This window comes from Pseudomonas baetica, from assembly GCF_019733355.1.
Lineage (GTDB): Bacteria > Pseudomonadota > Gammaproteobacteria > Pseudomonadales > Pseudomonadaceae > Aquipseudomonas > Aquipseudomonas baetica_A.
Genome location: NZ_JAIHLQ010000003.1, coordinates 254,175 through 280,946 on the forward strand (window position 1 = coordinate 254,175; position 26,772 = coordinate 280,946).

Genomic DNA, 26,772 nt, shown 5'->3' on the forward strand with positions numbered 1-26,772 from the left:
CGTCGCTTGCACCTGGTTCCTTCGTGTCTCAGTAGGGCGTGCCGGGCATTTCGATGGTTTGCGACTGAACGTGATCGTCGAGTTCGCGCAGCAGGCGATAGACCTGCGCCACCGCTTGCAGGGTTTCGCGCGGGATGAATTGGCCGACCTCGCTGCGGTATAGCGTGCGCGCCAGCCATACATAGCGGATCACGGGCACGCCGGCCTTGCGCGCACGCTCAATCAGTTCCCGCGCGTGGGCATCGTGGCCCTTGTCAATAATGCGTGGCAGCGGTGTCTGCTGGGGGCGATAGAACAAGGCGACGGCGTAGTGGGTGGGATTCACCAGCAGCAGATCGGCGTCTTCCACCGGCGCTTTGGCAGGCGTGGCGCCGGCCGGTTGCTGGAGCATTTCCCGGGCCAGCGACTTGCGGTGCGACTTCATGTGTGGGTCGCCCTCCATCTGCTTGAACTCCTTGCGCACATCTTCGTGGCTCATGCGCTGCCCCTTGATGAAGAAGTATTTCTGCAAGGCGAAATCGACGATCGCCAACACCAACAGCAACCCCAGGCAGATCCGCGAGAGTCGGTGGAACAGAGCGATCATTGCGTGCCAGTAGGTGTTCAGGTCGCTGTTGGCCAGGCCGATCAGATCGCCCAGCGCCGGGGGCAGCACCAGATACAGGACCACGCCGATCAGCACAGCCTTGCACAGGCTGTTGAGCAGGTTGAACAACTGCCGCGAGGAGAACATTTGCTTGAATTGATTGAGCGGGTTGAGCCGCTCGAAATCCAGCTTCAGCGCCTCGGGAGCAAACAGCGGCCCGAATTGCACCCAGCCGCCCATCAGGCGCATGGCCACGGCGATGCCCAGCACGGGCAACATGAACAGCAACAGTTCCCAGCCAGCCTTGGTCAGCACTTCGCCGACGCCCGCGCCGAAGGGCCGGTCCATCTGCTGCAAGGGCAGGTTCATCAGCGCCTTGAGTCGCTCGATACCGCCCTCGGCCAGGCCCAGAATCAATTCCAGCAGCGCGCCGAAAATCAGCAGTTTGGGCACATCCTGACTTTGTCCGACCTGACCTTTTTTGCGTGCGTCGGCGAGTTTCTTGTGCGTGGGCTGCTCGGTTTTTTCGCTCATGGGAGGGCTCCTGGGTTTGCCTTGAGCAACAACGGCAGCAGGTGCTTGAAGTCAGCCAGTTGCGCCAATTGACCCTGGCCAAGCCAACACAGCATCGGCAGATAGAGCACCAGAAAGCCCAGGCCGACCAGGCTCTTGGCCGGCATCGCCAAAGTCGAGACCTGCAACTGCGGGCTGTACAGGCTGAGGATCGCCATGCCGAACTCGATCAGCAGCAACAGGCCCACCAACGGCGCGGCGTATAAAACCATGCAGCGAAAGGTACTCGCGAGCAGCTTCAGATAAAGATCCCACCCGTCTGTGGCGGGCATCGGCAACCAGTGGTTGGCGGGCCACACGGCGTAGCTGTCCCAGATCACCTGCGTCAGGGCGGCATAACCGCCACCTAGGATCAACAACAGGATCAGCAGTTGTTTGAACATGTGCCCCAGTTCGGAAGTGTTGTCCCCCAGCGCCGGGTTGATCTGGCCGCCGATCAGCGCGCCGCGCTGGTTGTCGAACAGGCAACCAATGGACTCGAACATCCAGAACGGCATCGCCAGCAGCAGCCCAAGCAACAGGCCGATCACGCTCTCTTTGAGTATCAGCCCGCCAAGATCAATCCAACCCAGATCATGCCCCGCCAGGCTGGCGCGAATCCCCGGCATCGGCACCAGCGCCAGCGCGAGCACGATGGCGTGGCGCAGCATGCCTTTGATTTCGCGAAAGGCGAACGCCGGCACCAGGAACAGGCACGGATAAAGACGAGCCATGCCCAAGGTCAGGGCGAGAATGGATTGGGACACTTCGTTGAACGCCGGCTCGAACATCTCAAGCCCTCGTCTGCGCGATCATGCCGAACGCCAGGTTGGCCAGTTGCATCAACTCGACGCCAATCCAGCGTCCGGTCAGGGCCAGTGCAATGCCCACCGCCACCAGCTTGATGGCAAAGGGCAGGGTCTGGTCCTGCAACTGCATCACCGCTTGCAGCAAAGACGTCAGCACGCCGACGATCACCGCGACGATCAGCGGCGGCGCCGACAGGACCACCACGAGCAACATGGCTTGTTTGAACAGCGTCAATGTGTCCATGTTGCCCTCACAGGTAGCTATAGAAGAGGCCGTCGAGCAGCCGTGTCCAGCCATCGACGAGGACGAACAGGAGGATTTTCAGGGGCAGGGAAATGGTCATCGGCGCCACCATCTGCATACCCAGCGCCAACAGAATGTTGGAGACGATCAGGTCGATCACGATAAAGGGCACGTAGATCAGAAAGCCGATCTGGAAACCAGCCTGCAATTCCGACAGCACAAACGCCGGGACGATCAGCAGCAAGTCGTCGCGGCTGGCCTTGGCTGCCATTGCCGCCGGCCACATTCGTTGAGTATTTTCCAGCAGATGGGTCTGGATGTCCGGGTCGACATTGCGCGCCATGAAGTGGCGAAGGGGCTCCAGCACTTGCGTGCCGGCGTTTTGCATGGCGGTGAAATTGTCCAGACGCTGCGGCATTTCGCGAAAGCGCTGACCCATGTCGTTGAACACGGGCGCCATGATGAACAGCGTTGCCGCCAGCGCGATGCCGTACAGCGCCATGTTCGGCGGCGCCTGCTGCACGCCGATGGCGTTGCGGGTAATCAGCAACACCATGGAAATCTTCAGGAACGCGGTGCAGATCATCATCAATAAAGGCACCAGCGACAGTGCGCCCAGGAAGAGGGCCAGCGTCAGCGGATCAACGTCCTGCACATTCACGGGCGCAGCTCCAGGCGGGTAATTTGCAAGCCCAGCCGACCTTCGATGTCCACCAGTTCACCCTGAGCCAAAACGAGTTCGCCCTGGCACAACATGGCCTGACCCGGCGTGCAACCGCTAAAGCGCAAGACCGAGCCGACGCTGAGGCTGCGTAGCTGGCCGAGGCTCAGGTTGAGGCTGCCGGCTCGCAGGGTCAGCGGCACCGGCAGATCGTCGAAGCGTTCGCTGGGCGTGTCATCAACCGCTAGCGTCGACGCGTCAACCTCGTTGAGCGGCTCATGATCGCCAAGGGCAAAGTGATCGAGGGAGGCATTCATCGGCAAATCTTCCAGTTCGGTGAGTGTGAAGTGCAGGGCGGTTGCCGCTTGCTGACGCAGGTGCAGGCGGCAGGCGCCGACTTGCAGGCTGCCCAGCCCTTGGGCGGTAAACAGCGGTTGGGGAATGAGCAAAACGTCCCCCGGTCGCAGGGTGAGCAGTTCGCCTCGGCTTAAAGCGCAATGGCCCAGCAACAACGGTACGCAGAGCGGCAAGTCCCGATCACCAGTGCTGGCCCGGGAGGCTCGCCACGGGCCATGGTCGAGCCAGCGCAGCAGGGTGTCGGCGGCGATTCGCAAGCGACTGATGTGCGCGCCCGCTGTGGTGCTGCGCAGTTCCAGCAAACAGTCCAGCCCTGGCGCGGGCGCCGTTGCCACCGCATGCAGCGGGCTCAATGCGACTTGCAGTTCGGGCGCCAGATATTGGTTGTACAGCGGCCAATACCAAGGGCAGTCCGTTGTGGCCGTCATCGGATCGGCGAGGATTGCCGGGCATGAGGAAAGCGCGCTCAGCAGCGGCCCGGCGGCATCGAGCCAGAGCGGGCCGCAGGCTGATTCGAAGGCCGTGGCGGGCGGTGTGTGAAAGGGCCGTGGCGCCAGGCGCAGTATCAGGGTGGCGGGCGATGGCTGCGACAGTTGCAAGCTCAGACCCGCGCCCACACGTTCGCGCACCGAGGCCTCGGCCTGTGACAGGCTGCGCAGGCGCAATGCTTGGGCATTCATCTCAATCGTCCTCGCGGTGCAGGCTCAAGCGCACCGTGCGGCCCAATTGCTGTGCCAACCATGCGGCGCTGGCTTGCTGTTGAGGCTCGACTTGGCGCCACGCATCGCGGGCCATATGCACCGCGATTTCCAGTGTCGTCCCTCGGGGGGTCACATTGACCTTTACCGTGCCAAGGTTGGGCAGTTCCAGGTGCGCTTCAAGGACCCCGGGCTGCAGCTCATCCAAGTGCTGTTCCAGTCGGGCCAGCAAGGTCTGCCATAACGCGAGGGTGCTTGGTTCCGGCGTCACAGCGGCGCCTTGTGAAGACGACTCGGGGTGTTGCTGTGGATCCTGAAACCCGCTCCCGCCGAAGTCGGCCATCAGTGGCGGGTCCAGTTTGTCGAACGTTTCCAGCAGTTGCTCGAACTGCTCACTCTCGTCACGGGTTTCACCGCGCAGGTCGTGACGGCGCTCGGATCTGACTGGCCACGCCGGGACCGTCTCCTGACGCGGTCGGGGTGCTTCCGGCGGGCGCGGTGGCGCCTTGAGCGTGGCGTGACGCGGGTTCATGAAGCCTCCTGGGCGAGGTCGCGCAAGTAGTCGAGTTTTTCCACATCACGTTGGCGGCGATGCAGTTGCCGTTCGCTGTCCTCGGTCCATTGCTGCTGTTGCCGGCATTCTTCCTGCAACGCTTTGTAGCGCTGTTCCAAGCGCTCGATTTGGCGCAGGGCTTGCTGCTCGCCGTTTAGCCATTGGTTCATCTCGTTGAGCGGCAGACGACGATTGATGTGAGCGTTGCGTTGCTCAAGGCGCGCCAGGCCATGCTGTTCGCGCCGTTGCTCAAGCTCCTTCGTCAGTTGTTCCAGGCTTGTGTGCATGGCCTTGAGCACCGAGCGTTGACGCTGCCAGGCCTGTTCGGCCATGGTCAGCCGATGGCGGCGGATCGGCGTCAGCACATCGAGCGTCGCCGTCAGGTCATTGGTCATCGAATCATTGGCCGGTGACGGGGAATCGGTATCAGACTGGGGCATGGGCGGTTACCTGTAGAAGGTGATCCAGGGTTTCATCGAGCGGCACCGGATCGCGCAGCGATTGCTGCACAAAGGCTTCGATCCGTGCGCGAGCGTCCACGGCGCAATCGGTCAGCGGGTCATTGCCAGGCTGGTACTCGCCCAACTTGATGAGCATTTCCACTTGCTGATAGGCAGCCATCAGCCGGCGTAACTGTGTGGCCCCTTGTTGCTGTTCGGTTCCCACCACCTGGCTCATGGTTCGGCTCAGGCTGGCGAGGATGTCCACCGCCGGGTAATGGCCACGCTCAGCCAGGCGTCGCGACAACACGATGTGGCCGTCAAGCAGCGAGCGCACTTCATCGGCCACCGGGTCATTCATCGAGTCCTGCTCAATCAGCACCGAATACAGGGCCGTGATGACACCGCTTTGGGTGCGTCCGGCGCGCTCCACCAAACGTGGCAGCAGGCTGTAGACCGAAGGCGGCAGGCCGCCACGACCGGCCGGTTCGCCGCTGGCCAGGCCGATTTCTCGCTGGGCACGGGCGAACCGGGTCAGCGAGTCGATGATCAGCAACGTCGATTTGCCCTGCTGGCGAAAACCTTCGGCAATCGCCGTGGCCGTGAACGCGGCTCGGGCGCGTTCCATGCTGCTGCGATCGGACGTGGCGCAGACCAGTACGGTGCGGCTGCGCAGCTCTTCGTCCAGTTCATGGTCAAGAAACTCGCGCAGTTCCCGACCCCGTTCGCCGATCAGACCAAACACAATGGCCTGGCACGGGGTGTTGCGGGCCAGTTCGGCGAGCAAGGTGGTTTTGCCACACCCGGCGCCGGCGAAGATCCCCACGCGCTGGCCTTCGCCCAGGGTCAGCAAACCGTCGATTGCGCGCAGCCCAGTGGCCAGCGGTGCCTCGATTCGCGGGCGCTCGCTGGCCGCTGGCGCATCGCGGATCACCGGCAAAGCCCCCACCGATCCGGCCGCCGCGAAGGCTTCGGGGCCTTCGCCGTTGAGGGCGCGGCCAAAACCGTCGAGTACGCAGCCCAGCAGATGGTCGCCCACCAACAGGCTGTGCGGCTGGAACAGCGGCGTGACACGCGCGCCGATGGCGATACCGTCGAGTGCTCCAAGGGCTGCCAACAAGGTGTGTTCACGGTCGAAACCGACGATTTCGGCCATCACCTGATTGCCATCGGCGCGCTGGATCTGGCACAGGTCACCGATTCGCGCGCGGGGCATGCGACTGTGCAGAAGAATGCCGTTCACCCCAGCGATGCGCCCGTGGATGGACACCGGCGCGCAGTTCGCCAGGCGTTGCTGGTGCCCGCCGCACCAATCCTGCAATTGCGCGATGGCTGCCTGGATCACCAGCTCACCTCGATGCGCTGATCGCCTTCGAACACCACCTGATGTTCGCTGATGCCCACCAGTCGCACGCCGGCCACTTCGTCGCCCAGGAACACGCGGCGACCATCGCTGGTGAGCACGTTGGGCAACCGCGCCAGGCTGATCTGGACAATGCTGAACGGCAGCAGAGGCGTGGCTTCGGGCAAGTCGCTGAGCACCGGTATCGGGCTGCGGTACTGTTGCTCGAAACGCAGCAACATGCGTTCGGTCAATTGCAGTAGATCGTCTTCGTCAAAGCGCCCCTTGAGGAGGATTTTGCCCGGTTGCTCGACCAGGCTGATGCGGCCCTGCAACTCGCGTTCGGTGAGCATGCGCTCCAAGACCTCACGCACCTGGGCGGCGTCCTTGAGCGGCGTGCGGGTGGGCACGGGCACCGGGACAGGTGTCGAGTTTGAAACCCCGGAATTCACGCCCCAGAGCAACGCCACGAGAAACAGCAGCACAGATACTGCAACCAATGCCGGGCCCAACAGTGAGCGTGACTGCGCTGGTGGTGCGGGCATTGCTTCGTCGCGCTCGGCATTCATTGGCGGCAACGTGGTTTCAACGGGTTCGGCGTGTGGACCGTGCGCGTCGTCGTCCTGATCTTCCGGCCACTCGGTGTTGGCGCTGACCACCGACAGCCATACCCCGTTGAGGGCGAACGGTGTTCCCGGTTGCAACGTGGCGATGGCGTCAACCTTGTGCCCCTCGCTGTCGGTCACCGGGCCATCTTTGCGCGCCAGTGACCAGGTGTCGTCGACCAGCCGCAGCAGGCAGTGGCGATCCTTGATGCCAGGGTCGTACAACGCCAGATCGGCGCCCACTGCAGAGCCGATCGACCATTCGCCACCGCTCAATGGCAGCGCCGCCCCACGGTGCAGGCCGGTGAGCACGCGCAGTTCATACATCATGTCCGGTTTCATTGCACAACTCCGTCAGGCCAGCAGGTCATGGGCTTCTTGCAGATCAAGGCGTCCCAGCACCTGCACTTGCACCGAGGACAGCAACTCGGCGAAGGACAGCACTGGAACATGGTTGAATTGTTCTCTGAGCAGCCCATGCAGCGGGCTGCGCAGGTCCTGGGCCACCAGCAGCACCGGTGCCGGGCGGGCGCGCAGCGGGAACGCCGCGCTCAATTGTTGGAGCAAGGCATTGCCCACCTCCGGCTCAAGGGCAAACCAGGCTTCGCTCTGACCCTGGCGCAGGGCGTCGCGCAGCAAGACTTCGGTTTCCGGGGTGACCAGCCAAGCGTTCAGGGCGCCATGCTCGGTGTGTTGGTGGCAGATTTGCGCCTTGAGGGCGATGCGCACGTAATCGGTGAGGGCGTTCAGGTCCCGCTCATGCTGGCCCTGTTCGATCAGCGTCTCGGCAATGGGTCGCACCGAGCGCAGCGATACCAGCTCGGCGGACAGGCGTTGCAACACCGCGGCAAAACGTGCCAGCGGCAGGGTGCGTTGCAGTTCCTGGGCAAGCTCCGGCTGTTCGCTTTCGAGCCAACTGAGGATCGCTTTGCTTTCCTGCAAACCGATGAATTGCGGACCAGTCGCCTGGAAGGCGCGGTCCATGCGTTCCAGAATCAGGTCCTCGGCACTGACCGGCTCCACGCTGCTCATGCGCAGCAAGGCGTGGTCGGGCGCGAACCACACCCACTCAGTTTCATCACGCTCTGCCTGTCCCGGTTCACCGTCATGCAGTTCACCGCATTGACGCAGGTGCACAGCCATTCGGCTATCGCTCCAGGTGGCGCGGATCAGCGGCACTTCGTAGACGCAAAAGCGCAATTCGTCTTCGCCACAGTCCTCGCAAAACTCCAGGTCGAAGGAGGGCAGCGTCAGCCCGAAACGGTGAACCAGCGTGTTGCGTCGCTGGCGAATGCCGTGCAGCAGTCGCTCCAGCGCCACGCTGTCTTTGTGGCTGGGATGAAACTGCAACAGATAGGCCCGGGACGGATTGAAACGCCGGATGTCTTCGCGGCCATTGAGCTCTGGTGCGCCATTGCGCGCGGCGCCGTCGTGGTCCTGGAGGATCTGTTTCTGGCGGATGCGCCACAACTGGATCAAGCCGCTGAACAGACAGATCATGCTGATACTGATGAACACCACGCTGGGCATGCCGGGGATCGCCGCAAAGCCGAGCATGCCGATCGAGGAAAACACCCAGGCTTTGGGTTGGCTGGTCAACTGTTCGGCGATTTCATGACCGATGTTGGCGTCACCGGCCTGACTGTCCGGGGCTACGCGGGTGATGATCATGCCGGCGGTGAGGGAGATCAGCAGCGCCGGAATTTGAGCGATCAGGCCGTCGCCGATGGTCAACACCGAATACAGGTGCATGGCTTGCGCGGGCTGCATGTCGTTTTGCAGGACACCGATGGAGAAACCGCCGATCAAGTTGATGAAGACGATCACCAGACCGGCGATGGCATCGCCTTTGACGAACTTCATCGCACCGTCCATGGCGCCGAATAACTGGCTTTCCTTGGACAACTGCTCGCGACGCTGGCGAGCCTCGCGGACGTTGATCAGGTTGGCGCGCAGATCGCTGTCGATGGACATCTGTTTACCGGGCATGGCGTCCAGCGTAAAACGTGCCGCGACTTCGGCCACGCGTTCCGAGCCCTTGGTGATCACCAGGAAGTTAACGATGGTCAGGATCAGGAAAATCACCAGACCCACCGCCAGATTGCCGCCCACCACAAAGCTGCCAAACGCCTCGACGATGTGCCCGGCATCCTGTTGCAGCAGGATCAAACGGGTCGTGGCGATCGACAGCGCCAACCGGAACATGGTGGTCAGCAGCAGCACTGCAGGAAACGTCGAGAACGCCAGCGGCCGCGGCAGGTACATGGCCAGTACGATCAGCAACGACGAGATGCAGATGTTCAGGGCAATCAGCACATCCACCAACGCCGTGGGCAGCGGTAGGATCATCATGAAGACGATGGCCATGACCATGACCGCGCCGACGATCTCGGTACGGCGCATTACCGCGAGTGCCAGGCGGTTAAGGCTGTGAATCAGGCGATTCATTGCAGGCCCCGCCCTGGTTCGGCCAACCCCAGGGCCTGACGTTCTTGCCGGGCGAGTTGATCCATCAGGTTATGCAGCAGGCGCAGGCCGTTTTGCCGAGTCTTTAGATCCTTCCACAGCACCAGTGGCAGGTTTTGCAGCAGCGGATACAAGCCATTGAAGTACAGCGGCTGCAAATGCGCCGCATTGCTCAGGGTGTCATCGCTGAGCAGGGTCAGGTCGCGGGCGAAAAAACCGTTGGCGCAAAAGCGCAGCAGGCGTTTGCTCATGGCCAGGGGCGTCATGCTGTCGCGCCGCTGTTGCTGGCTCAAGCGTTGCAGCAGGTCATGACACGCCTTGATCATGTTGTTGAGCTGCCCGCAGGAGCCCAATCCACGCAGCATCGAACCCAGCACTGCGCCGGGCAGGGACGGCGAAAGGGCGGCGATATCGTCGGCCAGCGCGCGTTGCAGGGTACGCAAGCCCCGGGAGAACTCCTCCTCGCTGAAGTGTTCGAGCAGGGCTTCGAGCAGGCTGGCCAAGGGTTGTTGACCAATAATTGCCTTGTAATACAGCTGACGCATGGCTGCGCGTTGCTGTGGATCTCGGCTGAACAGGGCGATGGCGCTGGCCGTGTTGAACCCGGCACGGATTTTATCGCCGTGCACCAACCGTAACTCGTCGATCAGGTCTCGGGTGCTCTGCGCTTGAGCCTCATGACCTTCACCGAGAGCCAGGTGCATCGCTTGCTGCAGCAGAATATCGGCGCGCGCCGGATCGTTGTCCGCCAGGTTCAGGGCCGTCTGCAGCGACGGCTGTTGCTGCAACTGCTGCTGCATGCGGCGGGCCTGTTGTTCGAGGCTCGGCTGGTCGGTGTGATCAAGCAGGCGGTAAAGCTCAACGAGTTTTTCGATGCGCTCGACCCTCTGTCCTCGGGTCGCGTCGCTGATATGGCGTTCGTCCAGGCTTTTGCTGTGGCGTTCGATGCTCTCACTGAACTTCAGCGCCACTTCTTCCATGGAATCAATCAGAGGATTTTTGGCCACGGCCGACGGCGTTTCCGTGCCGGGCAAAGGACGCGGTAGCAAATCCAGGGGCAGGGCATCGTTGTAGTTGGATACTTTCATGGAGGCGCACGTTCCACCGCTATACAGGTGGGCAGTGAGTGGCGTTTGGCGGCGTCTGGTTCCCTGGTTGCCGGCAGGTTCAAAAACCTGTGCAAGAACTGGCACTGGGTTTTTGTCAAAAGTGCAACAAATGGCAAAAATCACGCTTTTCATGTTTAAAAACTGTTTAAAAAACAGTGGGTTGAAAAAGTAACAAGGTTGGTACGCTCGCTGCTCTCTATCCCTCCCGCCACTGTCGGCATAGCGTGAGTGATGAGGGATCAAGCGTGGAATCGAGTCGTGTTCAAACGGAAGCGAAAGTCATTGCCGCCATCAAACTGGATTTGGGCGGTCTGGCACACAGCAGCGAGAAAAAGTTGCGCGGTTTCATTACCAAACGGGTATTCAATCCAGCCGATGTCGACGATCTGATGCAGATGACTTATCTGGAAGCCTGGCGTAACCAGCACAAGTTCACCGGGGCATCGAAACCGGAAACCTGGTTGTTCGGCATTGCCACTAATCTGGTCAGCAATCACTTCAAAAACTTCTATCGCCGGCCGCAGAACACCGTGCTGGAAGATTCAGGGATCGAAAGCCTGGAATATGGTCATGATCCGAGCCAGGTCAGTGAGCACCAGCGCTTGCTCAGCCGTACCCTGGAAGCCATCGACGACCTGTCGGTTGACATGCGCGCCGTGATTGACCTGGTCGTGGACTCAGACATCAGCTATCAGGACGCTGCGCAGCAACTGGGCGTGCCCATCGGCACTGTGCGTTCCCGCCTGGCGCGAGCCCGGGGCCAGTTGAAGAACAGCGTCTATAACGAGAGGGCCAGCGCATGAACGTATTTGTCCGCCGGCCTCAGCCGACTGTTCTGCCTCGGGGCGTACGTGAATCCTGTGACGCCGATTTGCCGGCAATGATGGACATCTTCAACGAAACGGCGGGAACCGGCGCCAATTCGCCGGTGACCCGGCCCATGACGCTCGAAGAAGTGACGTTCTACATCAACCTTTATAAGCGCGACGGCTTGCCAGTGTATGTACTGGAGCGCGGCGGCGAAGTGGTTGGCTGGCTGTCGATCAATCGCTTCAGTTGGGGGACTCAGGCGTGCCGCAATACCGGTGAAACGGCGATTTATGTGCGCGCCGATCGTCACGGCAGCGGCATCGGCGTACGCCTGGGCCATGCCACGGTGATACTGGGCCGCCAGTTTGGCCTGGAAACCCTCGTGGCCTGGATCATGGCCGCCAACGTCCCCAGTCAGCACATCGTGCAGTCGATCGGTGCGGTGCTTTGGGCGCGCTTGCCCCGTATCGCCCGTTTTGGCGAGGAGCGGGCAGACGTGTTGTTGTTCGGGTTGCCGCTGTGCGAGGAGGGCCTGGCAATGGCTCGGCCGCTTGATGCTGAGCAGGGGCCTTTACGCTAAAGGCCCATTTTCATCCACTGCTGTGCAGCGGCGACTCAAGTCGCCGCTGCCGAGTGTGTTCCCGACGCACAGTGGCGCGGCTTACTGCTTGGGCATGGTGGAGCGTTTTACCGGCCCCTTGCTGCTCAAGATGCGCCGTGCGGCATGGACCGCTCGCTCCGAAAGCGCTTCCATGCGCGGTGACTGCAACGCCCAGGCGTGCCAGTAAAGCGCTACATCGGTGAAGTGTTCCGGCGCGACATCCACCAGATCCCGACTTTTGAGCAAATCGCTCACCTGCATATGCGGCACCATCCCGTAGCCGAGACCACGGCGTATGGCTTTCAGGCGTGCTTCTGGAAGTGACAAGTAGTGCGTGGGGTAGGCGTCTGCGTGCAGGCCGAAGCGTGACTGCATGAAATCAGACTGCAAGGTGTCCTTGCGCGAATAGGCAAATACAGGTGCCTTGCGCGCAGCAGAGCGGGTCAAGCCTTTCGCAAACCATCGCTCCTGAAACGCTGGCGATGCCACCAACTGGTAGCGCATTGACCCCAGCGGCTCTGTAAAACAACCTCGCATAGGCTCTGAGCGTGTGCCGATGCAGCCGATCACCTGACCACTTTCGAGCAATGCGTAGGTGTGATCCTGATCGTCGACCACAACGTCGAGCAGAATATGTTCGTTGACGAATATCTCGGCCAGTGCAGGAAAGAACCATGTCGCCAGGGTGTCGCCATTGACCGCGATGACCACGCGCAGATGATCTTGTTCGTCGCCGGTCAGATCATTGAGGAGCTCTTCTTCAAGCACTGTCGCACGGCGAAGATAGAGCATCAGTTTTCGTCCCGTCTGGGTGGGCTCGCACGGCCTTGCGCGCACGATTACTGAACTGCCCAGACGAACTTCCAGAGCATGTATCCGTTGCGATACCGCCGACGGCGTTACGTTAAGACGTTCTGCAGCCTTCTCGAAACTACCGCTGTCGACCACGGCCATGAACGCCTGCATCTGTTTTGCATCAAGTTGCATGGGCGCTACGCTCGTTAAGTATTTCTAATGGTTACTGAAAGATACTTCGTTTTTCTTCATCTCGAAAGCGAACTGCTCAATCATTGCGCCACGGCGACATTGAGCAGCTTTGTCCTGCGCAACGCGTCGCCCCAGGCGTCATCGGAATTCTGGATGACAGCATTGAAGCGTCGTTGACCCCTTAGGGTGAGCGTTATGGAGAATCAAATGTCCAGCGTCCGATACATGCCATGAAACTCAACATGATTATTGCTGTGAGCGCTGTCGCATTGGTCTGCAACTATGTCTGGCAATCCCACGACTTGAAACTGGGGCCCTATGAGTACCAGGCATCGGCGAATACTCAACTGTCGCAAGGCACTCACCCAGGCGCGCGTCAGTTGGCCTTGAACCGCGCCAACAAGAAGTGTGCATCGCTCGGAAAACAAGTCGGTGAATTTGATGTGCAATCGCGCATGCCGGCGGACCAGGAGCATGAAGTGGCCAGCGTGACGTTCGTTTGCAAGTGATCTCCCTCACCGCAATCCGAATCAGTCCAGGAACCTTGAAACCTTCAATCTATAGGCGGTACAAACCATGAAGTTAATTATTGTTGCGTTGCTCGCGACGCTGTTGAGCGCCTGTGTAACGTCTGTTCACGATTGGACCAGGTCAGGCGCAAGTGCCTCTGATGTCCAGCACGACAAAGCTCAATGCCAGTACCAGGCCAAAGCGGCAACCGCCAGCTACCATTCAACGCCGGCGGCGAACGACAAGACCCACGGCATGGGCAGTGCCGTGGGTGATGGCATCGTTATTGCGGAAAAACAGATCGACCTGACAAATGATTGCATGCGCCTCAAAGGTTACGTTGGTCAATGAGCCTCTGTTGCCACTGGCCAGTGCGCTTCGAACCCGTTGGACAAGTCGCCGTTTGTTTATAGTACAGTCGCCGCCGAAACACCTGTCGCCGGACGGTCCAGGCAATGGGTGTACAAAACATCGACAGAGTAATGTGGCTTTTAATGAACACTTCTACGGCGACAACCGAGGGCAGTTGGTATCCGGTCATTGCACTGGCCTTGGCTGCGTTTGTGTTCAACACCACCGAGTTTGTACCTGTCGGTCTGTTGAGTTCGATTGGCAGCAGCTTCGACATGTCCACCGCTCAGGTCGGTTTGATGTTGACGATCTATGCGTGGGTGGTGTCCCTGGCGTCGCTGCCCATCATGCTGATGACCCGTAACGTCGAGCGGCGCAAGTTGTTGCTCGTGCTGTTTGGGATGTTCATTGTCAGTCACATCCTGTCGAGTCTGGCGAACAGTTTCGGTGTTCTGCTGGTGAGCCGGATCGGCGTGGCGTTGTCGCATGCGTTGTTCTGGTCGATCACGGCCTCTCTGGCCGTGCGCCTCGCGCCAGCGGGCAAGCAGGTCCAGGCCCTTGGTTTGCTCGCAACGGGTACTTCCCTGGCGATGGTGCTGGGAATTCCCCTTGGCCGGCTATTGGGCGAGGCCATGGGATGGCGCACTACCTTCATCGTTATCGCGGTGCTGGCCACTGTGCTGGTGTTCTGGCTGGCCAAGGCCTTGCCGTTGTTACCCAGCCAGAACTCAGGCTCGCTCAGAAGTCTGCCCCTATTGTTGAAGCGACCTGCGCTGGTAGCGCTCTATCTCCTGACGGCCGTCGTAGTGACGGCCCATTTCACCGCCTATAGCTACATCGAGCCTTTCATCCAAGAGGTGGCGGGCATGAGTGGCGATGTGGTGACCCTCATTCTGCTGCTATTCGGCGGTGCGGGGATTTTCGGCTCGCTGCTGTTCAGTTGGCTGCACCGCTATAACCCGCAGCGCTTTTTGATCATCAGCGTGTCGTTGCTTGCCTTGTGCCTGGCATTGCTGTGGCCGTTGAGTGGGAAGGTCTCGTACCTGGGCGCGCTGAGCCTGTTCTGGGGGATGGCAATCATGGGGTTTGGGCTGGCGTTGCAATCCAGAGTCCTGGTGTTGGCTGCGGACGCGACCGATGTGGCGATGGCGCTGTTTTCCGGGATCTATAACGTCGGCATCGGCGGCGGGGCATTGCTGGGCAGTTGGGTTGGCGGCCAGTTAGGCTTTGCGTTCACTGGCGTGGTGGGCGGTATGTTGGCGGCGCTGGCACTGGCGTTCTACTGCCTGTCAGTTTCTCGAATCACTCGGCCCGGAGCTTGAAATTGAGCTGACGGGCCTTTTGATTGAGTTTTAATTCCAGTTCGAACTGAAGAGGCGGGTGCAGTCGCCGATCGGCGCAAGATGCGCCCTCAGCCAAAGAAAGATGATCATCGATAGGGAGGACGGAATGAGCCAACACCCGACCTCCATGCGCCGTGCCTTTTTCGGCCCGAAAATTACTCCGCCGACGTTTTCAACACTTCAATCCATACTGCGCCTTTGCCCGACGCCGCTTCACCGACACGTTTCAGGGCGCCGTTGTTGCTGATTGCGTAAGTGCCGACTTTTTCGCTTTTCTCGCCCGTCACCAACAACCAGCGCCCGTTGGGTGAAAAAGCGATATTGCGTGGCTGCTTCTCTTGCACCGGGTAATTATCGATAAAGCTCAAGCCGCCTGTTGAAGGGTCAACTGCGAATGCCGAAACCGAACTGCTGGTGCGCTCGGTCATCAACAATAGCGAGCCATCGGGCGAGATCCGCAGGTCCGCCGCCCATATGCGTGGTGTCGGGTCGTCCTTCAAATCGTTGTTACGTGCATCACGTACTTCGCCGTGAGCCAGTTTCAAACGCTCGGGAATGCCATTGGCAACGGCAATCTGAGTCAATGCGCCGGTGCTGTCATTGATTGAAAACGCTGTGACCGTGCCGCTCATTTCACCGACCACATATAGATATTTGCCATTCGGGGAAAAGGCCAGGTGCCGAGGCCCGGTGTTGTCCGCGACACGGATGTAACCGCTGCCGATGGCGGTGAGCGCGCCGGTGGTGGCATCGAGGCGATATTGCAGGACCTTGTCCGCGCCAAGATTGCCCGCGTAGGCAAAACGGTTGCTCGGGTCGGTACGAATCGAATGCGCATGCGGGCCTGTCTTGTAGCTCAGGATGCTGGCAGAAGGCTGATAGGTCTTGTCGATGGCCTGAACGCTGATGGTGTCGGCACCGTAGGACGCAGCAAGCAGATAGTGTCCTTTTCTATCGGTGGACAGGTAAGCCATGCTTTCTGCCAGCGGCGCTTTAGACAGTGGAGTCAAATGTCCGCTCTTGGGATCTATGCTGTAGCCCAGCACCTGAAACGGTTTGACTCGCAAGGCGGCAAACAACACTTTGCCGTCAGGGGTGATGGCCATGGGGTTGACCTGATCACCGGCGTTGACCTGGTCAATCAGGCGCAGCGCGCCGCTGTTCTGGTCAAGGTGATACTGGGAAATCAATCCGTCTCCGGGGCTCGAGATATAGGCAAAGGTGTCGGCATTGGCTTGCAGGCTAAGACCGTAGACAACGGCAGCGGTCAAGAGGAGGGGGCTTCTCACAGATGATCCCTTATTTTTATGATTGTGGTCAGTCATCCTATGACTGTACTTGGATGACATCAATCGCTATTTTCTCAGGCTGGAAAGTCACCTCTTGGTTCGAAAGCGGTTTTTTTACCTGAAATTGGCCTGTTTCGATGGCTTTCAAGGAGCACGTCAATAACCCGCGACCTTAAAACATTTCTAAACACACGGATTTGAGAGGCGTTGTAAGACGTCGTATCTTTATTGGTTGAAGGCAGGTATTGGTATCGTCCTAAAGTGCACACCGTCGCGGTCGATAATTCAGAGTACGCATGGGCTCTATCTCCTCATAACAACACATGCGACATTCAGTACTAACGTTTCCCCTTGCCAAAACTATAAATACCCGCAGGTGAAGTCATGAATATCAAGCAGAAGCTGACCTGGGCGTTCGCGGCTATCGCGTGCGTCCCGGTCATCCTGGTCGCCGTTTTGGTAGTGCTGAATCTGCGAGAGGGGGCCCAGGCCAATTTCCTCGACAGCAGCGGTCGCGAGATCCGCCAGATCGACAATGGCATGAAGCAGTTTTTCGACGGCATTAGCCAAAACGTCGACTACATAGCCAAGGACCCGCGTGTTGTCGCGGCCAAAGACCTCAAGAACTACGCTGGCGCCGATGCAGCGCAAATTGCCCTCACTCAGACCAATAAAGAGCTGCTGGCGATATTCGACCAGTTCGCCAAAAGCCATCCGAGTACCGCTTACCTGTCCTTGGGTCTGAGCGATGGCGGCTACGCCAGTTGGCCGGACGACACCAAACTGAACAACTACGACCCACGCGTACGTCCCTGGTACAAAGCGGCCATCGCCGCGCCAGGCGCCACCGTGCGCACCGGTGCCTACTATTGGGCGCCGGACGATGTGACGCTGATCGGCACGGTGCACACTGTCGCCGACGCCGGCGGGAATATCCTGGGCGTGGTCGGCCTGGACGTGTCGCTCAAACAGCTCACCGAACTGGTGCGCAACATCAAGCTGGGCGACAGCGGCTACCTGATGCTGGTGGAAGCCAACGGCAACGTGCTGGTAGACCCCAGCGACGCCAAGCACAACTTCAAACCCCTGGCTGACCTGGGCCCCAACTACGCCGAACTGGCCAAGCGAGGCGACGGCGTGACCCAGATCGAGATCGATGGCGTACCCTACATGGCCAACGTGGTCAGTTCCAAAGACCTGGGCTGGCGCTTTATCGGCCTGATCAAGCGTGATGAAGTGATGGCCGACGCCACCCGCCTGACCTGGTTGATCGCCGCCATTGCAGCGGCATTGGCGTTGGTGTTCGCAATTGTAGGCGCCAGCTTTGCCAGCGTCATCGTGCGTCCGATTCGCGGCGTGGCCGACGGCCTGCAAGAAATCGCCGAAGGAGAAGGCGACCTGACGCGCCAACTCAAGGTGCAAGGCAAAGACGAAACCGCCGGCCTGGCGGGCTGGTTCAACCAGTTCCTGGGCATGATTGCACAATTGGTGCAGCGCATCGGCAATGCCTCATCTGACCTGCAGACCGCCGCCGCCGACTCCAGCGAAGTGGCCAACAACATGAACCAGGCTGCAGGTCGTCAGCGTGAAGCCGTGGAACTGGTGAGCACGGCGTTCAACGAAATGGTCGCTACGGCCAATGAAGTCGCGCGTTCGTGCAGTGCCGCCGCGTCGAGTGCCGACGAAGGCTATCGCGACGTACATGACGGCCAGCAACACATCGGCGAAGCCACGGGCAGCGTGCTCAAGCTCAGCGAAGACCTGCAAAAGTCCACCCAGACCATGCAGTTGCTGGAGCAGGACAGCCAGAACATCAACACTATTCTCGATACCATCCGCTCGATTGCCGAGCAGACCAACCTGCTGGCGCTCAACGCAGCGATTGAAGCGGCACGCGCCGGAGACCAAGGCCGAGGCTTCGCGGTGGTCGCCGACGAAGTCCGCGCCCTGGCTCGTCGGACAGCCGACTCCACCGGCGAGATCGACAGCTTGCTGGGCAATCTCGCCCGCCGCACCCAGGAAGTCACGCAGCAGATGCAAGGCAGCCTGCAGGTGTCCCACGCCAGCGTGGAACGCATCCAGCAGGCGCGTGACAGCTTCGACAAGATCCGTGGCTCGGTGGACTCGATCCGCGACCAGAATACCCAGATCGCCACAGCCGCCGAGGAGCAGCACCAAGTGGCCGAAGAGATCAATCGGCACATCGCGCAGATCCATGCCGACGCCCAACTGGTCGAAGGCTTTGCCCAATCCTCACAGACTGGCTCGGGTCGATTGATAGAGATTTCTGGTCAGCTCAAAGGCCTGGTGGGTCGTTTCAAATATTAGTATCCCTACCCGAATGAAAGCGGTGAGCGCTCACCGCTTTCATTCGGCCGATCCAAGCAGTTTCTATCGCCTCCACCGTTCCGTGGCCATCGACTGGAAGTGGATGGCTCTCCATGGTCTATGAAAAGGCAGAAATGATCAGATGAACAGCCTTCCAGACGATCCCTAAAGACTGTCAGGGTCGCCAAAAAACATTTTGACTTGGCTCTAGCTCGGTAGTTTCAGTTTGAAAAGATCTTAATATGCCCCCAATTTTGCCCCCACTCAGACGCCGTACATGAGCGATCACGAATGGCGATTCCTAACGAAATCCAGTATGGCTCTGGGTGGCTTTGAGTGTACGCCCAAACTGGGGTTGGCTGGGGGGGGGAGGGAAGTGACACGTTCAGAGGTTCTCCCTCGGTGAACTGGAAACCAAAGCAGGTTATGCGCAGCCCAATTCTTGTTCGGCCCTGCTAATGCAAAGTGACCGGTTCGGTTTCGACACGTGTCGGGTAGCGAGGCGCAGCACGCGGGCGGTCGAATGCGAGCGCCCGCGTGCCCAGGTACCGCTTATGCCGACGCCGGCCTTGGCTCTGCGATTACATCAGGGGCGTCTAGTGCCTTAGTGTCGATGCGGTGGAATAGGAGCTTGCCTTTGTTTTGATCGAACATATCAACGGTAGCTAACGGAATAGCCGTGATTAGAACACGGGTAGCTGAATGATCATCGTCAATGGCTTTTACCTGCAGAGCGATAAGGTTATTAGTTTGAAGTCAAATGGACCGATTGAGCACCCAAACGAGAAGACCGTCGCCAGAGCCACCTACCATCCAATTCAAAATTCGCGCGCGTCAGGTGCGACATAACCAGGAGCAAGGATCGCGTTCTTGACACCGTACAGTGCCAAGGGATCGGACAACCACAACCTATATTCTGGCCCCCTTAGACTGTGATCTGGTGAACAGTCCACGCTCCACTTACGTAGGGTGTAGCCCGCCGTAGCCGCCCGAAGTTTCAGCGACAGCATTCCATCAACCATTGCGTAATCCATGAGCGTGACTTCCGGTCGCGGTTGATCAGGGTGAGGGATAAGTGTCAGCTCAACGATCCTTGTCCACTGAATGTCTTGATCGCTCGTCTCGTGAACAGCAACGGCATCATCGGGAAGAGGGCTTGCCTTGCGGATCCGGGTGATGACGAAATCTCGGAACTCGCCCGACTTCCTGTCAAACCCACGGACGTGCCAGCGAAGTCCATTGTCGACCAGAGAAAAAGGCACGATGACGCGCTGGCTGGATCCGTTCAGCGACTCGTAATCAATCTGCAGGGGGCATTTCTGGTGAATCGCCTGGGTGACGTGGCCTAGGATATCGAGCTTCGGCCACGTCAGCTGATCGGGAAAATCGACCGTAATCCCAGGCGTGGTGTTTCTGGGTTCCCCGTCACCGAGCCCCTTGGTGATCCAGATCAGCGCGTGTTCCGCGGTGGGGTCAAATAGGCTCTTGAAGGATTCACTGGCTTTGTAGAGGCGCGAACTCGCGTCATACACCAGGTTGTGTTTACTGAGCGTTTTGTACAGCGCGATGTCACGACTGGCCGCCGCTTCCTGAATGTCAAAGCGCTCGATCAAGTGCTGACGCTTGAGTTCACCCAGCATGCGCAATCTGAGATCTATGAAGGCGAGACGGTCTCGTTGTGGCTGACTGAGGTTCTCAAGCATGGTCGAACTTTTTGTAGTGAAGGGGATTGCCATACTACACCATCATCAATAGACTTCCTGCAAGCTTATCAAATTGATGACCATTTAAGAGTGGCGTTGACCTCTCTACTGAGCAGATGAAAGCCCCATGCCAAACGAACAGTTGCCCGATGCATCCGATTCGCTGGGCGAGCCCAAGAACGAGTTGATCGACTTATCGCCTCAGTTGCGAAATCAGCGGTTGCTGGAACCAATGAACCAGCTCCATGCGACTCGTAACTTCCATCAAGACGAGGCTGGAGAGCCGCTATTTGATGGGCTGGACACCCACTACCTGTGCATGGCCACCCTCAATTTCATGATGGAGGGATCCGCAGTTGGCGCGGGGTACAGCATGGCGGATGTGCACTCCTATGTGAGTTCACTGATCAGTCGGATCCGGCCAGAAAAAACCAGCTCAGCGTGTGCAAAGGCAGCCGATGTCGTGATTGGCTGCCTGAGTAATAAAGCCGAGAACTATAAAGAATTCGAATTCACCTACTTTCATGCCCCCACTCTGCAAACCCTCGTGTACCGCTTTCGCCTGGTCACTCTTGAGCCGGATCTTGATGACGTCTATCGGTATCGCCCCTCACCGGAGGGTTATTTGCTTCTGATCGGCATGCTGAATGTGGACGTTGAAGATCAGCAGATTCTCATGGAAAAGATGCTGCAGATCCTGATCGAGAGGGGGCGTTTTGAGCAGGCAGCGGAGTTCGCCAAACGCGCCATGGTGCTTTCCATTGAGCATCGGCAACACATTCATGGGCAAATTACTCAGGCGATTCGCGCACCGGGAACGGTGAGATGGACTACGGACATCAAGCCTCGATTAGACGACTCCCGCCAGCATGTCAAAGCTCGCCAGGAGGAAGAGGGGCGATTGCTCATGGCGATTCGCAACAAGATTGGTGAAGTAGAAAACATCAAGAGCAAGCTAGAGCTTTCAAGCCTGCATGACTTGTTGTCGAAGGCAGGCAACGTAAGAGCCCGGCTGCAGCTGGAGGTCAGCAGCGCCGAAGGGCGTTTCATCGAAGCTCAGACAGCCGCGTTTCGTGCCCGCAAATCTTCGGGCATTCCTGATCTTGAGACACATCTTCTCCCGCAAGCAATGATCCGCCCAGGCGCGCAGTTGGCTGTGGCGGCCGAGGAGCTAATTGTCAGTTTGTTCCCGGCAGTGTTTCCCAAAACACCTGATTTATCGAACCTGCTTAGCATCCTGCTGGAGCGACGTCAGTTAACCAAGGACGCAGATGACGACGAGGATGACGACGAGATCGAGCCGTTCCAGGTCTGGCCGGATCCTTTTCCAGATCAATTGGTTGTCAAAATTTCTCAATGGCTATCCGCAAAATTTGAAGAAAACCGTTCTTGGCGGATTGATGAACTGATAGATGCGGGAGCGAACGAAGGCTTCAGTGCGATTGAGCAGCAGTGCATTGCGTTCTGCCTTTACCGCAGCTTCCCCGACAGCGAATCAGAATTTGAAAACCACCATGCGGTGCTCGATGGTGAATACGAAACCTGGGTGGTCCGAGGCGACAACCTCAGATTCGACGTCAAGACAAAGGTTTAGGAGGTTCATTTGGATAACCAGAACAGCGCCGCAGCACGTCTGATTTATCGGGCACTTAATCTAAGTGCGACCCCGGCCAATGACGTGGAGTATCGCGAGCTATTGGCTCGGTACCGTGCTAGCCCAGAACTGCAGCAGGTCCTTGCGCAAATTGCTGAAGGGATGGAACTGATGGTGCTCGATGTCAGCGAGCGTGGCTTGATCATCGCCCCGGCACGCAAGGAAAGTCGCTTCTCGATTCGACTTGGTGATCTACGCAAAAACTTGTCTGAAGACCAGCGTGTCGCGCTGGCGCTGAGCTTCCTGGCCATCTGCGCGGTGTTTTATCCAACGACCGCTTTGATTGAAGATGACAGCCGGTTTCCAATGCCGGCGACGTTGGCCATGTTCAGGGACACCTTGACTGGCTTGTCCGGGCGCATGAATGCACTCGAAGATTCCGATGATTATTCCCGAGAGGAGCTGCGACCAGGCTGGAGCTACATTCACAGCCTGCCTACTTCGATCCCCCAAGCCGATCGCGCGTCGCCAAACTCGATTGAAGGGTTGGTGCGCATGGCACTGAACTACCTGATTGAGTACGGGCTGGTGAATAACGTGGGGCCCCAGGATGAGGGCGAAGCGGTTGAATACACCGCCACCCATCGACTGCGCATTCAGCTGCGTGAACGGACGCTACCGCGACTATTTGACTATGTGCGTTCCGGCGCAACGGCCTGAGGATTTTATGCAAAAAATTACCCGAATGCATGTTTGTCGCTACGGTACTGCCACTGCCTGGTACGACCAGACCTTGCTCGACTTCACTGCGCCGGATACGCACGAGGCGGTCAACGCAATTGTCAACCTTGAGAACACCGGTGGCAAAACCTCGTTGCTGTCGTATGTGTTCAGCATCTTCGAGCCGCGCCGGGATCTGTTCATTCAGCACATGCAGAACCCCAACCACCAGTTCAATGACTATTTCGCTAAAGACGGAAAGCCATCTTTCATCATCATCGAATGGTCGATGCCTTCAAGGCTGCCTGGGGGCAAGGACTACAAGTTGGTCATTGCCCAAGCCGTTGCGACGCGAGATGTCATTGAACGCGGTAACGACGTTGATCGGGTGTTTTTCGCGTTTGAATCCCAGCACGGCATAGCCTTTGAAGATATTCCGGCCCCTGGCGTCAGCATGCTTGGAGTCAACACGATGGGAGAGCTCAATCAATGGCTCACCCAGATGAACAGGAAGTCCCCTGAAGACTTTTACTCGACCCGCAGTCAGCACGATTGGATCACGCACCTTGCTACTACGCGGCTACTGGATCTCGATCTTCTGGTCATGCAGCGACAATTCAACGGGCAGGAAGGCGGCCTGGAAAGCGGCTTCCTGACCTTCAAGGATGAAGAGGATCTTGTTCGTAAGCTCATGGCACTGACGATGGACCCTGAGCGCGCTCAAACGGTACGCAATACCGTGGTGAATGTGGCTGACAAATATCAGAATAAGCCTCGTCTTGAAGCGCGGCTTATTCAGTTGGCCAGAATCCTGGGAGCCATGAAGCCACTGGGTGAATCGTCTAAAGCTTTTGAGCGTGCACTTGAAGCGCGAACCGGATTGTTGCGCCACGCGTCGGGCCTGGCTGCGGCCATGGAGCTGGCTCGTTTAAGTGAGGAAAAACAGGTCACTTATTTTAGCGACGTGATCGATAGCCTCAACCCACGTATGTTGGAAAAGCAGGAGCTTCTGGTCAATCAGCGAGCATCCACGCTTTCCATGCATGCTTTACAGCACACGCGCAGTGTGGATCGCACTGCAGTGGCATGCAAAGAGGCCGAGGCAAGTAGGGATGCAGCTCAATTGCGTTTGAGGCATCTCAACGGCGCCATTTCGTACAAGAAAATCATCAGCGCCCATGAACGCGTTCTCATTGAAGAACAATCACTAGCAGAAGAAGTTGAGGGCTTGCGCCCGATCAAGGAAAAGCTCGAAACGCAGGGAGCGCTGCTTCGTGGCGCTATCGATATTCTGCTCAAGCAGAACGACGACAAACACATAGCGCAGAAAAATATTGAGCTGGAGGCTGCTGAGGCAGTGGCTCAAGCCAAGGCCCAAATTAAAACGTTGAGCTTATCCATTAGGGCGCTCCAGCTGGAGGAAGCGAAAGTCGGGACCGACATCAATAATGCCGAGATTCAACGCACAGGCTTGCTGGACGATGGAGTACTTGACGCGTTCGATCATGACGCAGCTGCTGCGATCGAAAGAATTACAGCGGCCATTGCCCAAGCGCAAACCCGCCTTGAGGCTTTGCGTGCTGAACGAGCGGGTCATGAACAATACATCGGCCGTCTTCGTGAACAAGCAGAGCAGCATAAGTTACAGGCCCAAGCGCAAGCGCACATCCAACAAAACCTGAACAGAGAAGTCGGCGATGCCAGAACCCTTCAAGAAGACCTTCAACAAAATCGGTTGCTGTGTTCGGTGGTCGAAGCCGAGCGATGTGATCCTGACTCCCTGACTCTGCTGGGCACCGTTAACGAATTTATCCAATCCATGGATCGTGAAGTGTTGGAGCGGGATATTCGCCTGGCCAACCTCCAGCGCGCCAGGCAGTCCATTGAAGAATCCGAACTTGCGGGCCAGAGTGATGACGTCGATCAAGTTGTCCGGCTACTTCGATCCGCTGGCATTCATTCTGCGCGAGCAACTAACTCCTACATTGCAAACCTGGTCCCCGATGCTGATGAGGCCCGTCGACTGGTCGCCTCCGACCCAGCCCGGTTTCTCGGCGTCTGTGTGGCCTCTGAAGAGTGGGGGAAATCACGAAAAATTGTTGCGGGGGCTGACTTACCCCTGAGCACTCCGGTGACAATCGCCCTCGCCACCCTTGATGTGGCCGTTGCTGCATTCGATCGAGTCGTGATACCGGCAGAAGACAACTCTGCCTATAACCTAGAGGCCGCGGCCGCAGCGCTGATCGATTTTGAACGACGAATCGCTGAAATCTTAGAGACGCGCGACGCGCACATTCAACGCCGCAGCGATGCTCGTGATGCTTCCAACAAACTCATGGATTATCAGGAACGCTTCGGCGCTGTGCGAATCGCTGAGCTTGAGCGAAACATTCAAACTCACTACGAGGAAGAACAGGCATTCGCGACCCTGCGGGCAGCGTGTCTGGAAGAAGTCAGTGAAGTGTCGGAGCGTGCAAAGGGGCTTGAGGGAGAGATTGAATCGATTCCAAATGAAATCGCCAATCAGGCGAGCATGATCCAGCGTCTGGAGCGTTACTCGCATCAGTATGAGCAGCCGCTTGCGCAGTGGAAGCAGCAGCTGGCAACGGTACAAGCCTCTCTGGAAGAGGCAGAATCAGAAAGTGACCGCTTTGGGAGAGCGATCGAACAGAAGGAAGGAATTATCACCCACTCGAAGCAATTGCAGTTCGACCTTGCAGTCGATGCAAGGCAACTCTTGAGTCGTAAGGATGTTACCGTGATCTTCGATCCCGGTTTCGATTGCAACGCAATCCTCAAACATGATTTCAATCTGCAGGCACTGATCGAAACCTATGACACCGAAAAGCTTTTTTTTGATACCGCGGAATCCGACCGATTGGGTGCTCGCCGAATAGCCCTTCAACAACGGCGTGAAACGGAAGCGACACTGCGTAGCGAATACAGGGCTGATTATTCCGATCTGCGCGAAGAGGCCGTGATCGACCTGCTCGACCTCGATCTGGCACATGAACGCTCGACCCAGGCAGCGCAGGTCAGTTTGTACGAGCAGGCATTTTTATCGTCATCGAACGCGCACGCGGTGGCCAGCAATGACAAGCGTGCTTTCTTTGCCAAGGTCAATCCCCCTCAACCCTCCGATGACGTCTTGTCACTCAGCGATGATGAACTGGCGCAACACATCGTGGTGGTCCAGGAAAATACGGAGCAGCTTGAGACCAGTCTGGTCTGTGATCAAGAAGCAGCCGAGAAAGCATTGCAGGGGCGTGCTCAAAGCAAGAAGAATGTCGATGTGCTGAACAAACATAAGAAAATGCTCAGTTCTGCGGTTCCTCATGAGGCTGCCGCTCCCGAGTTTATTGAGCTTGAAGGTGACGGTGATGCACAACTGAACGAGGTGCTCGACCGCCACAAGCAGCTCAGTGGCGGCTTGGACGAAGCCCGGAAATTGGCTCAGGCGCACTTCGTAGGGTTTACTGATGTGGTGAAATCAAAGGCCGTGCAGGAAGTCGATCCGGCCCTCGCGCACGAGCTGTCGAGCAACTCATTTGAAACCACCTGCAGTGATTTTGAGCGACTGATGATGCTGATCGTTGAGCGTACGGATGCCTCTCAGTCTGAGCTCGACGGCATGCTGCCCGACTTTGAGAATTGCGTGGGCGAAGTGCATCAGTTGGTAGAAGAGGGCATGAGTGTCCTGAAGAAAGCTTGCGAGGTCATGGTGCCAAAAGGCGCCCCCTATGTCGGTGGCAAAGTCATCATGAAGATGCGTCATCCGATTACAGGTGTTTCGACGGAAACCGGAAAGGCTTCTATTCGGCATTACTTGAACGCGTTGATAGAGACTAAGGTCATTCCTGAACACGGCGCGGACCTGGTCGCAGCCGGCATGATTAACCTTTCCCCACAACGCGCGTTCGGTTTGCAATTATTGCAAATGGAGCAGAATGCTGATCACCAGTACCAGGATGCCGGGAGGCTGTGCGTATTTCGGCCTATCGTGACCGCCCGTTTCGGTACATCGTGACCGACCATTTCGCTAACGCGTGACCGCTCATTTCGCTAACAACGTGACCGATTTTCCGCCTGTTCCGAAACAGCCGGTCACGCTCTT

At 58.3% G+C, this 26,772-nt stretch carries 22 protein-coding genes and 2 pseudogenes; 10 read left to right on the forward strand and 14 right to left on the reverse strand.

The genetic code is table 11. The features are described from left to right. Window positions 1–28: 28 nt before the first annotated feature. The 11 genes from sctU to sctW are packed head-to-tail and all read right to left on the reverse strand — an operon-like array spanning window position 29 to window position 10,401. Window positions 29–1,120 carry a type III secretion system export apparatus subunit SctU gene (gene sctU, locus K5E40_RS04595; RefSeq protein WP_221729833.1) on the reverse strand — a complete coding sequence of 364 codons (1,092 nt, stop codon included), beginning with the start codon at window positions 1,118–1,120 and terminating at the stop codon, window positions 29–31. After that, window positions 1,117–1,929 carry a type III secretion system export apparatus subunit SctT gene (gene sctT / locus K5E40_RS04600; protein ID WP_221729834.1) on the reverse strand — a complete coding sequence of 271 codons (813 nt, stop codon included), beginning with the start codon at window positions 1,927–1,929 and terminating at the stop codon, window positions 1,117–1,119. Before sctT ends, sctU begins: the two co-directional genes overlap by 4 nt. A gap of 1 nt (window position 1,930) precedes the next feature. After that, window positions 1,931–2,191 carry a type III secretion system export apparatus subunit SctS gene (sctS, locus tag K5E40_RS04605; protein ID WP_221729835.1) on the reverse strand — a complete coding sequence of 87 codons (261 nt, stop codon included), beginning with the start codon at window positions 2,189–2,191 and terminating at the stop codon, window positions 1,931–1,933. 7 nt (window positions 2,192–2,198) lie between these two features. After that, complete coding sequence (gene sctR / locus K5E40_RS04610) at window positions 2,199–2,852, reverse strand: type III secretion system export apparatus subunit SctR (RefSeq protein WP_221729836.1); 654 nt, start codon at window positions 2,850–2,852, stop codon at window positions 2,199–2,201. Beyond that, window positions 2,849–3,889 (reverse strand): type III secretion system cytoplasmic ring protein SctQ, encoded by a 1,041-nt coding sequence (gene sctQ / locus K5E40_RS04615; RefSeq protein WP_221729837.1) that lies wholly within the window; start codon window positions 3,887–3,889, stop codon window positions 2,849–2,851. The genes sctR and sctQ overlap by 4 nt, the downstream gene beginning before the upstream one ends. Before the next feature lies 1 nt (window position 3,890). Then, a complete protein-coding gene (locus tag K5E40_RS04620) occupies window positions 3,891–4,439 on the reverse strand; it encodes a type III secretion system HrpP C-terminal domain-containing protein (protein WP_221729838.1) in 549 nt (182 codons plus the stop codon). Further along, window positions 4,436–4,900: a type III secretion protein gene (locus tag K5E40_RS04625; RefSeq protein WP_221729839.1), complete on the reverse strand. Its 465-nt coding sequence runs from the start codon at window positions 4,898–4,900 to the stop codon at window positions 4,436–4,438. The genes K5E40_RS04620 and K5E40_RS04625 overlap by 4 nt, the downstream gene beginning before the upstream one ends. Next, window positions 4,887–6,245 (reverse strand): FliI/YscN family ATPase, encoded by a 1,359-nt coding sequence (locus K5E40_RS04630; RefSeq protein WP_401132815.1) that lies wholly within the window; start codon window positions 6,243–6,245, stop codon window positions 4,887–4,889. The genes K5E40_RS04625 and K5E40_RS04630 overlap by 14 nt, the downstream gene beginning before the upstream one ends. Further along, window positions 6,242–7,189 (reverse strand): FHA domain-containing protein, encoded by a 948-nt coding sequence (locus K5E40_RS04635; RefSeq protein WP_221729840.1) that lies wholly within the window; start codon window positions 7,187–7,189, stop codon window positions 6,242–6,244. Before K5E40_RS04635 ends, K5E40_RS04630 begins: the two co-directional genes overlap by 4 nt. A 12-nt stretch (window positions 7,190–7,201) precedes the next feature. Then, window positions 7,202–9,295 (reverse strand): type III secretion system export apparatus subunit SctV, encoded by a 2,094-nt coding sequence (sctV, locus tag K5E40_RS04640; protein ID WP_221729841.1) that lies wholly within the window; start codon window positions 9,293–9,295, stop codon window positions 7,202–7,204. Then, window positions 9,292–10,401 carry a type III secretion system gatekeeper subunit SctW gene (sctW, locus tag K5E40_RS04645; protein ID WP_221729842.1) on the reverse strand — a complete coding sequence of 370 codons (1,110 nt, stop codon included), beginning with the start codon at window positions 10,399–10,401 and terminating at the stop codon, window positions 9,292–9,294. Before sctW ends, sctV begins: the two co-directional genes overlap by 4 nt. Before the next feature lie 266 nt (window positions 10,402–10,667). On the opposite strand from sctW, the gene K5E40_RS04650 reads away from it, so the two are divergent. Together K5E40_RS04650 and K5E40_RS04655 are read left to right on the forward strand one after the other, a co-directional pair. Beyond that, the gene (locus tag K5E40_RS04650) at window positions 10,668–11,225 is read left to right on the forward strand and encodes an RNA polymerase sigma factor (protein WP_221729843.1); all 558 of its coding nucleotides are present in this window, start codon (window positions 10,668–10,670) and stop codon (window positions 11,223–11,225) included. Beyond that, a complete protein-coding gene (locus tag K5E40_RS04655; RefSeq protein WP_221729844.1) occupies window positions 11,222–11,812 on the forward strand; it encodes a GNAT family N-acetyltransferase in 591 nt (196 codons plus the stop codon). The genes K5E40_RS04650 and K5E40_RS04655 overlap by 4 nt, the downstream gene beginning before the upstream one ends. Before the next feature lie 81 nt (window positions 11,813–11,893). Here the strand turns inward: K5E40_RS04655 and K5E40_RS04660 are convergent, their stop codons facing one another. Then, on the reverse strand, window positions 11,894–12,820 hold the full coding sequence (locus K5E40_RS04660; protein ID WP_221729845.1) for an HTH-type transcriptional regulator ArgP: 927 nt from the start codon (window positions 12,818–12,820) through the stop codon (window positions 11,894–11,896). A 242-nt stretch (window positions 12,821–13,062) separates the two neighbouring features. On the opposite strand from K5E40_RS04660, the gene K5E40_RS04665 reads away from it, so the two are divergent. The 3 genes from K5E40_RS04665 to K5E40_RS04675 all read left to right on the forward strand — a co-directional run bounded on the left by K5E40_RS04665 (window position 13,063) and on the right by K5E40_RS04675 (window position 15,003). After that, window positions 13,063–13,329 carry a hypothetical protein gene (locus tag K5E40_RS04665; RefSeq protein WP_221729846.1) on the forward strand — a complete coding sequence of 89 codons (267 nt, stop codon included), beginning with the start codon at window positions 13,063–13,065 and terminating at the stop codon, window positions 13,327–13,329. 67 nt (window positions 13,330–13,396) lie between these two features. Further along, a complete protein-coding gene (locus tag K5E40_RS04670; RefSeq protein WP_221729847.1) occupies window positions 13,397–13,681 on the forward strand; it encodes a hypothetical protein in 285 nt (94 codons plus the stop codon). Window positions 13,682–13,824: 143 nt separating this feature from the next. Next, complete coding sequence (locus K5E40_RS04675; RefSeq protein WP_221729848.1) at window positions 13,825–15,003, forward strand: sugar transporter; 1,179 nt, start codon at window positions 13,825–13,827, stop codon at window positions 15,001–15,003. 176 nt (window positions 15,004–15,179) lie between these two features. Here K5E40_RS04675 and K5E40_RS04680 read toward each other — a convergent pair whose 3' ends face one another. Then, window positions 15,180–16,313 carry a lactonase family protein gene (locus tag K5E40_RS04680; protein WP_221729849.1) on the reverse strand — a complete coding sequence of 378 codons (1,134 nt, stop codon included), beginning with the start codon at window positions 16,311–16,313 and terminating at the stop codon, window positions 15,180–15,182. 384 nt (window positions 16,314–16,697) lie between these two features. Between K5E40_RS04680 and K5E40_RS35515 the strand changes: the two are divergent. After that, a pseudogene (locus tag K5E40_RS35515) lies at window positions 16,698–17,780 on the forward strand (cache domain-containing protein); the annotation flags it as partial. A 345-nt stretch (window positions 17,781–18,125) separates the two neighbouring features. After that, a pseudogene (locus K5E40_RS35520) lies at window positions 18,126–18,641 on the forward strand (methyl-accepting chemotaxis protein); the annotation flags it as partial. 818 nt (window positions 18,642–19,459) lie between these two features. Here K5E40_RS35520 and K5E40_RS04690 read toward each other — a convergent pair. Further along, window positions 19,460–20,281, reverse strand: a complete 822-nt coding sequence (locus tag K5E40_RS04690; protein ID WP_102592389.1) for a WYL domain-containing protein — start codon at window positions 20,279–20,281, stop codon at window positions 19,460–19,462. A gap of 190 nt (window positions 20,282–20,471) precedes the next feature. Here K5E40_RS04690 and K5E40_RS04695 point away from each other — a divergent pair, with 190 nt between their 5' ends. Genes K5E40_RS04695 through K5E40_RS34910 form a run of 3 tightly spaced genes read left to right on the forward strand, consistent with a single transcriptional unit; the run spans window position 20,472 to window position 26,685 of the window. Further along, on the forward strand, window positions 20,472–21,938 hold the full coding sequence (locus K5E40_RS04695) for a hypothetical protein (protein WP_221729851.1): 1,467 nt from the start codon (window positions 20,472–20,474) through the stop codon (window positions 21,936–21,938). A gap of 9 nt (window positions 21,939–21,947) precedes the next feature. Next, complete coding sequence (locus K5E40_RS04700; protein ID WP_102592363.1) at window positions 21,948–22,658, forward strand: DUF6063 family protein; 711 nt, start codon at window positions 21,948–21,950, stop codon at window positions 22,656–22,658. A 7-nt stretch (window positions 22,659–22,665) separates the two neighbouring features. After that, window positions 22,666–26,685, forward strand: coding sequence for a hypothetical protein (locus K5E40_RS34910; RefSeq protein WP_260455513.1), 4,020 nt, complete (start codon window positions 22,666–22,668; stop codon window positions 26,683–26,685). The last annotated feature ends 87 nt before the right edge of the window (window positions 26,686–26,772 follow it).